The following is a 9,593-nucleotide window of genomic DNA, read 5'->3' on the forward strand; positions in this document are numbered from 1 at the left end:
CACATCAGCGACGACGCCGATCCGGTGTGCCCACCTACGGGTGGCGCCGGGACTCGTCGAGGGCCAGCGGGGCGTCGAGGACCACCACCGTCGCGGCGATCTCCGTGGTCGGGTCGTAGTCCTTCAGGACGACGCGTACCGGAAGCCCGATCTTGTCGCGGAACTCCTGGGCCAGGCGCCGCTTGCCCTCGTCGAGCAGCGCCACGTCCACCTCGCGGGTGATGTCCCGACGCGCGGGGTCCAACGCCGCGAGCGCCTTGACGCGCTGGTGCTGGGCGAGGATGAGAATCCGATCATCCAACAGGTCCACCCGCTGCCGGCTCACACCGACGCCCGCGATGCCCTGGTTCACGGCGTTGTAGACGCGCAGAATCTCCTGCTTGAGCTCGCCAGGGGTCCGACGCGGTGTGCTGCCCGAGTGATCCATGGCGCGACCTTAGTGAGCGTCGCAGCGGCTGGTCGAGACCTTGACAGCCGGCGACGAGCATCGTTATATATCACACACCTCTGAGGCGCTGTTCCTGCGGGTACGGGCCGACGAGGACGTCGTGACACAGAACCGACGAACGGTCGAGGGAGCTTCCACCCCGAAGAGCCCGACAGCTGTCGCCGATGGCGGTTGGCGGTCTGCGCGTACTCGCGCACACCGCCGAATCCGAGCGGTGGCAGCTGTTTTTGCTTCCGCCGCACCAGATCCAGTGCGTGTCGCACTGGCGTCAACGGAAAGGCGGACGAAACGCGTGACGAATGAGGCGATGACGCAGACCGGTCCGACCGTGGCCGACGTGGTCGCGGCCCTCGACGGGTTGACCGGCGGCCGGATCACCAGCTGCGACGGGGGCCGTAACCCGTGGGTGATCAGCAAGGACTCCGGCATACCCGGAAAGGCGGTCACCGAGCGACCCGGCCTGGTCTGGGGGGACTCAGACAAGCCCGTGCGGCGGCTCGCCGTCGCCATGACCATCACCGAACATCACATCGAACTCGCCAACGCCAGCGGCGTGGACGCGATCGTGGCACACCACCCGATCGCCGACGCGGCGAGCTCCGGCGGGGTGGCCCTCGCCGACTACCTGTCGCTGTACGGGGTTGCGGTGCTGGAGTGCCACGAGGCCTTCCACGGACTGCACCCCGGCATGGCGTACCTGCACGGCCACCGTCCCTTCTACGTCAACCCCGCATACGACGGCGTGCACGGGCTGGTCGTCATGGTCGGCCGGCCGCTGCCGGGCGTCACCACCGTCGGTGACGTGCTCTCCCGGCTCAACACCGGCCTGGAGCGGTCCCTGGACATGCGCATCCTGGAAGACGAACGGGCCGCCCGGCAGTGCGCCGACCTGGTCGACAGCGCCACCGCCCCGGGACTGCGGGTGCTCGCGGGCGCCCTCGACGACCCGCTCGGCGACGTCGTCCTGCACGCCTTCCCCCACACCGGGTTCGGCGAGAAACACCTCGCCCAGCTGCTCGCCGAACACCCCGCCATCTCCACGGTCATCTTCAGCATCAGCGCAGCCGCCCCCGACTCCGCCGTGGTCGCCAGCGCGGCAGCGCGCGGACTCAACGTCCTGGTGGGCAGCAGCCACGCCACAGAGATCTACGAGAACGGGCTCCCGTTGGCGTTCGGTCTGTCCGCCCTGCTGCCCGACGTCGACGTGGTCCTGTTCCGCGACCGCGTCGTCTCCATCCCGCTCAACAGCGTTGGCACCGGCCCGCTACGCGAATACGGGCGCACCATGGCGCACGACCATCTGCTGCCACTGGCCGAAGCCGCACGCGCTCGCGCCGCCGCGGCCACGGTCGCGGCCACACCCCTCAGCCACTCCGAGCAAGCAAGCTAGGAGACAACAACCATGGAAATGACACCAGCGCACTGGGTGTATCTGGCCGGTCTGGCTTCACTGATCATCGTCATGGTCGCCCGGAAGAACGTCGTGGTCCCGGCCATCGCCGCCACGTTCCTCACCGCCGTGACCTTCACCGGCAGCGTGCCCGCAGGGGTGGCGTCGGTGTTCCGCGCCAGCCTGACGGCCGCCTCGGAGCTGTTCAACATCTTCCTCATCATCGCGCTCGTCACCGCGATGCTCGCGGCGTTGCGAGCCATCGGCGCCGAACACCGCATGGTCGCGCCGTTCCGACGGCTCATGGTCAACGGGCCGGTCGCCTACGTCGTCCTGTTCGTCGTCACGTACGTCTTCGCGCTGTTCTTCTGGCCCACCCCGACTCTCGCGTTGATCGCGGCGATCCTGCTTCCCGCCGCCATCCGAGCCGGCCTGTCCCCGATGGCCGGCGCGATCGCGATCGCCATCGCCGGCCAGGGCATGGCGCTGGCCTCCGACTACGTCATCGGTGTCGCGCCCGCCCTCTCCGCCAGCGGAGCCAAGGTATCGGCAGACCTGATCGCCGACCGGGCGTTGGTCCTGTCATGGATCGTCGGGATCGTCGCACTGTCGATGAGCTATTTCATGACGGTGCGTCGCCGCCGGCCGAGCCTGGCGACGGCAGAGCCCGGCCCCGAGATGGCGGCGAGCGTGGCGCAGCCGGCCCAACTCGTCCCCGCTGGCGTGGCGGCAGGCACCGGTACGGACGACACTTCCGAACAACTGCGCCACGGCCTGGCCACGAAGCAGCCACCGCGGGAGGCGCTGGACGACGGGGGACCGGCAGCCACCGACGCCGCACTCGACGACGATGCGCCCGACCAGCGCGGACACGACCGCCGGGCCAAACTGTTCGCCGTCCTGGTCCCCGTCGCCTTCGGCGCGCTGCTCGTCTACATGCTGCTCGGCCGATTCACCCACCTCGTGACAGTGGACGACGGAGCCGGCGCACCGCTCGTCGGGGGACTTGCCGCGCTGCTGCTGCTCGCCGTGGCCGTGACCAGCGACCGGGTCCGCTCCCTGGAAAGCTGCGCCGAGCACATCGTCGACGGCCTCTCCTTCGCGTTCAAAGCAATGGGCGTCGTCATCCCCATCGCCGGGTTCGTCTTCATCGGCATCTCCGACTTCTCCGGCCGCATCATGGGGCTGGCAGAAAACACGACCGCGCCGGGATTCCTGTTCGACGCGATCCGCAGCGTCGAGCAGCACATCCCGAACAACCCGTTCGTCATCATCTTCGCCGTCCTGCTCGCCGGCATGACCGTCGGACTCGACGGATCAGGCTGGGCAGGCCTGCCGCTCACCGGCTCCCTGTCAGAGGCCCTCAGCCCCCACGCCGGAGTCGACACCGCCACGCTCGCCGCCATCGCCCAGAACGGCGCCTCGTGGACCGGAGGCGGCACCCTGGTCATCTGGTCCTCCCTCATTGCGGTTGCCACCTTCTGCGGGGTGTCGGTGGTCGACCTCGCCCGCAAACTGTTCCTGCCCGTGGTCACGGGACTCGTCGTCAGTGCCGTGGTCGCCGTGATCATCTGGTGAACCGACGGGACAGCTGAGCGAAGCCGGCGCTGCCGCCACGGTTTGAACCGTGCGGCAGCGCCGGCATCACGAGAACCGTCTTCCACTCCGGGGCGCGAGTTGTTCCCAACACTCCAGCTGACGACCTTTGGTCGCTAAGCGGGATAAGAACGGTCCCGGGTCAGATGGCGATTCCGGAAAGCCGAAACGCCGTGACCGGCCATCAGGTGTCGACGTCAGCGGGGGCGTGGGCTTAAGAAAGGAGGACGGACGTCGTCTTCGGCCCGAGCCCGGTGAATGCCAGCGGACGCTGCGGCTCTTGCCGAAGTCGCCTTGTAAGCGAGGCGTAGCAGACCCAGGGACCTTGGTCCCTGCCGGCCGCGCCGACGATGGCGGCGGTCGCCGGGTTGCAGCTACTGCGCCTCCGGCGGGGCGCTCCGGCTCCAGGCTGGCCGGGGTCGCCGCCGGCGCGTCCAGGTCCGTGGGTGGTTGCGGCAGACCACCCCCGCCCGCCACTGACCCGGGCACGCCGAGCAGACCACCGCCCGGCCCGCCAGCGTCCGAACGAGCCGTCGAGGTCCGCTTGACGCGGCGGCTGCCCCTTTCCCGGCGCGCGGGTCGAGGGCCAACGGTTGACTTGGGCTGCGATTTTGTTCCGGGGGGTCTTGTACGTCTGAGACAATCGCCTTCAAGTAATCGAGGCTCAGGAGGAACAGAGATGTGGGCCACTGTGCGTCGCTACGAGGGAGTCACGAATCCTGATGAGGCGGCAAAGCGGGTACGTGAGGGTTTCGTTCCGTTGATCAGCAAGCATCGGGGCTTCGTCGCCTATTACTGGGTGGACGACCGGAACGAAGGCGTGATGTTCTCGACAAGCGTTTTCGAGGATCAAGCCGACGAGGAGAGCTCGAACCGCCTGGCTGCGGATTGGGTCAAGGCGAATATAGCGGATCTGTTGCCGAACCCGCCGGTGATCACCGCGGGACATGTGGTCGCTCAGAGCTGACCACCCATTGTCAGTTCCACTATTAGTGCTGCGGCCCTCGGCCGTCCGCGACTCGAATGATCGTATTGCCGGGCGAGATAGTGGCCGAGTGGGTCGCGTCTATCCCGAGTTCCAGTTCGACGCACCCGACGAGCACCGTGAGTACTTCCATGGCATCGCGCTTGCGATGGTGGCACGGCATGGGGTGTCGTGCGAGGAGGCGGTACACGCGATCAGTCAGCTCTGGGGTGAGCAGGACCACTTCGGCGAGTACATGGCAGCTGAAGCGACTCCGGGCCGCGAGGTTGTACTCGAGACGGGTCGCCTGTTGCTCAGACCTTGGCGGGTGGCCGAGGCTGTCGTCCAGCGTGAGCTGTGGACCGAACGTGATCCACGAGGGCCGCCGCACCGCCGAATCGACGCGGATGGACACCCTACGGTCGCGGAGCTCGAGGATTCGATCCGCACCAACCAGCTGTGGTTGATCGGGTTGCTGGCGGTCGAGCGGAAGGCCACTCGTGACGTCATCGGCTACTGCGGGCTGGTCGACAGCGGACGAGGATCGGAAGGGGAACCGGAACTGCGTTCGAGCTGCTACGCCGAGTCTGGCGTCAGGGATACGCAACCGAGGCCTCGTTGGCGGTTCTGGACTGGGCGAGATCGTCCGGGTACGAACGTCTGTGGGCCACCGTCTGGGACTGGAACACCGCTTCTCGCCGGGTGCTAGCCAAGGTCGGGTTCACCGAGACCGAGCGGAAGGAAGTGCACCCGGTCTACGGGACCACCCTGTTCACCACTAGACGGCTCTGACACACCCGATATTTGACCTTGAGAGCGTTCGGGCCGGCCGGCCTCGCGGACCGCCGCGCCAAAGATGAGCGTTCCGTAGTAGTTGTGCCGGTACGGGCCGGCGAAGCGGGTCGTGAAGATGGTCCCGTCATCAGCCGACGGGAAGTGCGCCATGTGTGCGCGGAGGGTGTCGGCGACGACCTGGGGCAGCGGCACAGTGCGGCGCGAGCGGGGCGTCTTGGGTTCCGTCCTCACCTTGGACTGCGGCGCAAACTGCCACTCGATGCGCACCAGGCGCGACGCGAAGTCGACGTCCTGGACGCGCAGCGCGAGCAGCTCGCCGAGGCGCAGGCCCAACCCGGCCTGAGTGACGACCATCGCGCGGTTGCGCGCGGGGATCACGTCGGCGAGCGCGCGCACCTGGTCGACGGTGAGCGGCACGATGCGTTCCCGGTGGGATGACGGCAGGCTGACCCGGACCACGGGGGATCGGCCCACGAGCCGATCCAGCAGCGCCGCCGCGTAGATCAAGGCGGTCCTTGAACCGGTGACCGGCTCCGAGCCCGGGAGCCGGGCCGTGCCGGGCGAGGTTGGGTCAACTGCGCCACTGTGGCGGTGTCCGTCGGGGGCGCGGTCCGTAACACGAGAGCCGATTCAGTCTGTTCCGGCAGCCTCCGTACGCGTCAAGGCTCGCTTGACGTGGCGGGCTGGCTGGCGGCTCGCTCCCCGGAGGACGGGTCGACGGGCCCGCTGGCGTAACCGTCCGACGAACCGTCACCAAGTCGCCGCGAAGCGGCGGTGCAACCTCCGCCTTGGACAGGCAAATGCATCCGATCCAGCAGGTGTAACAGCTGATCAGCGGCTTGATTGGAGGAGGAGAGAGCCCCACGCTGAGTCGTAGCTGCACTGTTGCTGTGCGTCATCATCTGATCCCGCAGCGCATCGCACCGTCTCAACTGCACAAGCATTGGCAGGAGACGAGTCGCACCAGCAAGACCGCAAGGCACGCCGGCACTGCAAACGAAACGTCAGCACGACGAAGGGAACAGTACATGCGGATCCGCAATATGCTCATCGGCAGCCTCGCGGCTACGGCGACGATCGTTCTCAGCGCCACCGGCGCCTCGGCATCGGTCAGCATCGACCCGACCACAGGCATCGGCTTCATCGGCAAGGGCGAGGTCCAGAACGCCCTCGGCTACAACAACGCAGCGCTCCAGAAAGCCGTCGACAGCAAGAGCCTCGCGTTCACCTACAAGCAGCCGACGTCCCAGTCGCTGTCGCAGGACGTCACCCAGGTCGGCTCGCAGATCGGCTCGCAGACCGGCGTCCAGTCGGGAACGCAGACCGGCACCCAGGTCGCCAAGCAGGTCATGTCGCAGGATCTGACCTGCACGTTCACCAACGGCAACGGCACCAAGACGTTCCACCGCGAGGGCGTGCGCGGCGGCGAGCGCACCGGCACCCGGACTGTCTCGCACGTCGGCACCCGCGACGGTACCCGGGACACCTACCGTGCCGGCGCCCGGACCGGCAGCCGTACCGGCGTCCTCACCGGCAGCGTCAGCTACAACCTCGACGTCGACGCCCGCAAGGCCAACCAGTACAACGGCTTCATCGTCAACGGCTGGCAGGGAGACCCGTCCTACGAGGTCGGCGACACCAGCTGGAATTCGCCGACCTTGTTCGGCGATTGGTCGTTCGGCGATTGGTCGTTCGGTTCCTGGTCGTTCGGTTCCTGGTCGTTCGGCGATTGGTCGTTCGGCGACTACCAGTTCGAGCCCGTGGACAGCGTGCTGTGGGGCGAGTGGGACGCGGCTCCAGGCGAGGACCCGGCCGATTGCCTTCGCAGCGCCAACGCCGACAAGATCACGGGCCTCAGCAACGTCATCACGCCTGGTGCGATCACCGACGGCCCGGTCACGGACGGCGCCATCACCAACGGGGCGATCACGCCCGACCTCGCCACCGGCGGCACGATCACCGAGGGTGCGACCACGTACGGCAACATCCAGACGGGCGTAAGGACACCCGCCGGCCCGGCCCAGCTGTTCGTCAACGGCAAGGCCCTCTGAGCCACCCGGACCGCAGCAGCCCCCGGCCCCACTCGGTGGTCGGGGGCTGCCCCATGCAGATTCAAGGCGCTGGGCGGAGAGACACGGGTCTGTGGGGCACACAGGGGCACAAAAGACTGTCAAACGTTGTCGACTGGTGACCAGTCGCGTGAACCTCCGACGCCGTGTGAGCAGGCGTCCGGTGCCGTTGCCGCTGGTGGCAAGGCAGCGGCTCTATGTTCCGCTTCAACTCACCAACCTTGGCTGTCGCAAGCGTCTCTGTCCGGCGGGGCTCAGGCCGACAACTGCCGGCCATGAGCGACAACCACTGCCATGCACCGAGTCAACCGACTGCAGAGGGGATGGGGACGCCGGGGCGCCGGCACGGTGACCCGCTGGTGATGAGATCGGTGGGCGACGACGGCATGAAACGCTCCGTTTGACCTGACCGAATCGCTTACCAGAACAGCAGTAGCCAAAGGCCAGCAGGAGGGTTGGGTGCTGGAGATGGTCCAGCCCTGCCGCGGCAAGCAGTCGCGGCAGGGCTGGTTGAAAAGCTACTGGGTGCGGAAGCTGTCAGCTGCCGAAGGGCTGGGCGGACAGCAGGGCCTGGGTCCAGCCGCTGGTGTCGACCGGGTCGTCAAGGAAGTACCGGATGTCGGTGCCATTGCCGTCGTAGGGGTTGGCGTCGAGGTAGTGGTAGAGGGCACGGTCGCTGGTGCGGCCGTAGTAGTAGCCGCCGCCCGGGGAGATCAAGTGGGTGAAGCCCCATCCGTCGGGGTCGAGCGTGTACCCGGTCCAGGATCCGACGCCCATGATCTTGTACGAGCGGAGCAAGCCAGCGGAGTTGCTCATGAGTAGCCAGTCCGGGCCGGTGCTGGTCAGGGTGGTGAAGCTGCCGAAGCCTGTGGCGATGCTGCTGTAGTTGGTGATGTTGGCGGCCGTCGGTTTGGTCGCGCCGATGTCGTAACGCCGCAGCGTGCCGGTGCTTTTGATGATGCCGTAGAGATGGCCGTTGCCGTCGTAGGTGAGAAGGTCCAGGCTGCCCCAGCCGCTGCCCAGATCGGCCGGCGCGGCAAACGTCAGTGAGGGGCTGTTAGCGGTGACGTCCACCCGGTAGAGGTGGCCGTCGGCGGAGTTCATGAGGATCGTGTTGGCGTTCAGGGTGGCCATCGCCTTGGGCGTGAACGGAAGCGTCGCGGTGGACAGCACGGTGCTGGTCCGGTCGCCGGTGCCCGACTCGATGGTGGTGTATGTCAGCCGCCCGTCAGTCAGCCATCCGTAGACGGAGACGATGCCACGCGATGGGTCGGAGCTGCCGACGATGATGTCGCGGTTGGCCCAGGTGTTGCTGAACGCGGCGCCCGTGCCTGACAGGAAGCCGCCGCTGCCGTTGCCGGCGTAGAGGTGCAGGTCCGTGGTCTTGGCGTTCCGTGCGAGGACGTCGGCGCTGCCGTCGCCGTTGAAGTCGCCCGGGGAGAAGATCATGTCGTAGTCGGACCAGTTGTTGCTGATGGCAGCGCCGGTCCCTGGGAGGAAGCCGCCCGTTCCGTCGCCAGCGTAGAGGTGGAGGTTCTTCGTGCTGATGTTGCGGGCGAGGATGTCAGGGCGGGTGTCGCCGTTGAAGTCGCCCGGGGAGAAGATCATGTCGTAGTCGGACCAGTTGTTGCTGATCGCAGCCCCAGTGCCGGACAGGAAGCCGCCCGTCCCGTCGCCGGCGTACAGGTGCAGGTCCTTAGTCTGCTTGTTCCGAGCCAGGACATCTGGGCGCGTGTCGCCGTTGAAGTCGCCCGCTGAGAAGATCATGTCGTAGTCGGACCAGTTGTTGCTGATTGCAGCCCCAGTGCCGGACAGGAAGCCGCCATTGCCATCCCCGGCGTAGAGGTGGAGATTCTTCGTGCTGGCGTTGCGGGCGAGGATGTCAGGGCGGGTGTCGCCGTTGAAGTCGCCGGGGGAAAAGATCATGTCGTAGTCGGACCAGTTGTTGCTGATCGCAGCCCCAGTGCCGGACAGGAAGCCGCCCGTCCCGTTACCGGCGTACAAATGTATGCCCTTGGTCTGGGCGTTGCGGGCGAGGACGTCAGGTCGGGTGTCCCCGTCGAAATCCGTGCGAAGGGCTCGACCACCGCCAGCGATGATGTCGTAGCCGCTCCAGTTGTTGCTGATGGCCGTGCCGGTACCCGACTTGAACCCGCCAACTCCATCACCCTCGTACAGATGCAGATCCTTAGTGCCCGAGTGGCGCGCAATGACATCGGGCTTGCCGTCCCCGCTGAAATCGCCCGGGGACGAAATCACATCAAAGTTCGACCAGTTGTTGCTGATCGCCGCACCGGTGCCGGATTGGAAGCCGCCTGTGCCGTTGCCGGC

8 protein-coding genes and 1 pseudogene are annotated in these 9,593 nt (G+C 67.0%); 5 read left to right on the plus strand and 4 right to left on the minus strand.

The features are described 5' to 3' along the window. Positions 1-34: 34 nt before the first annotated feature. Positions 35-427 carry a hypothetical protein gene (locus ACWEVO_RS02555; RefSeq protein ID WP_452305805.1) on the minus strand — a complete coding sequence of 131 codons (393 nt, stop codon included), beginning with the start codon at positions 425-427 and terminating at the stop codon, positions 35-37. Positions 428-755: 328 nt separating this feature from the next. Here ACWEVO_RS02555 and ACWEVO_RS02560 point away from each other — a divergent pair, with 328 nt between their 5' ends. The 3 genes from ACWEVO_RS02560 to ACWEVO_RS02570 all read left to right on the plus strand — a co-directional run bounded on the left by ACWEVO_RS02560 (position 756) and on the right by ACWEVO_RS02570 (position 4,401). Continuing rightward, on the plus strand, positions 756-1,838 hold the full coding sequence (locus ACWEVO_RS02560) for a Nif3-like dinuclear metal center hexameric protein (RefSeq protein WP_452305806.1): 1,083 nt from the start codon (positions 756-758) through the stop codon (positions 1,836-1,838). Positions 1,839-1,967: 129 nt separating this feature from the next. Beyond that, a complete protein-coding gene (locus ACWEVO_RS02565) occupies positions 1,968-3,416 on the plus strand; it encodes a hypothetical protein (protein WP_452305807.1) in 1,449 nt (482 codons plus the stop codon). 697 nt (positions 3,417-4,113) lie between these two features. After that, entirely contained in the window at positions 4,114-4,401 is a 288-nt protein-coding gene (locus tag ACWEVO_RS02570) for a hypothetical protein (protein WP_452305808.1), read from the plus strand. Between the two features lie 22 nt (positions 4,402-4,423). On the opposite strand, the gene ACWEVO_RS02575 is transcribed toward ACWEVO_RS02570, so the two are convergent. Then, the gene (locus ACWEVO_RS02575) at positions 4,424-4,813 is read right to left on the minus strand and encodes a hypothetical protein (protein WP_452305809.1); all 390 of its coding nucleotides are present in this window, start codon (positions 4,811-4,813) and stop codon (positions 4,424-4,426) included. Positions 4,814-5,016: 203 nt separating this feature from the next. On the opposite strand from ACWEVO_RS02575, the pseudogene ACWEVO_RS02580 reads away from it, so the two are divergent. After that, positions 5,017-5,064 (plus strand): annotated as a pseudogene (locus ACWEVO_RS02580) (hypothetical protein); the annotation flags it as partial. 39 nt (positions 5,065-5,103) lie between these two features. Here the strand turns inward: ACWEVO_RS02580 and ACWEVO_RS02585 are convergent. After that, positions 5,104-5,700, minus strand: coding sequence for a tyrosine-type recombinase/integrase (locus tag ACWEVO_RS02585; protein ID WP_452305810.1), 597 nt, complete (start codon positions 5,698-5,700; stop codon positions 5,104-5,106). A gap of 383 nt (positions 5,701-6,083) precedes the next feature. Between ACWEVO_RS02585 and ACWEVO_RS02590 the strand changes: the two genes are divergently transcribed. Next, positions 6,084-7,244 (plus strand): hypothetical protein, encoded by a 1,161-nt coding sequence (locus tag ACWEVO_RS02590; RefSeq protein WP_452305811.1) that lies wholly within the window; start codon positions 6,084-6,086, stop codon positions 7,242-7,244. Between the two features lie 555 nt (positions 7,245-7,799). Here the strand turns inward: ACWEVO_RS02590 and ACWEVO_RS02595 are convergent. Beyond that, on the minus strand, positions 7,800-9,593 hold a 1,794-nt coding region (locus tag ACWEVO_RS02595), incomplete at its 5' end, for an FG-GAP repeat domain-containing protein (protein WP_452305812.1).

Source organism: Micromonospora sp. NPDC003776 (assembly GCF_053605645.1).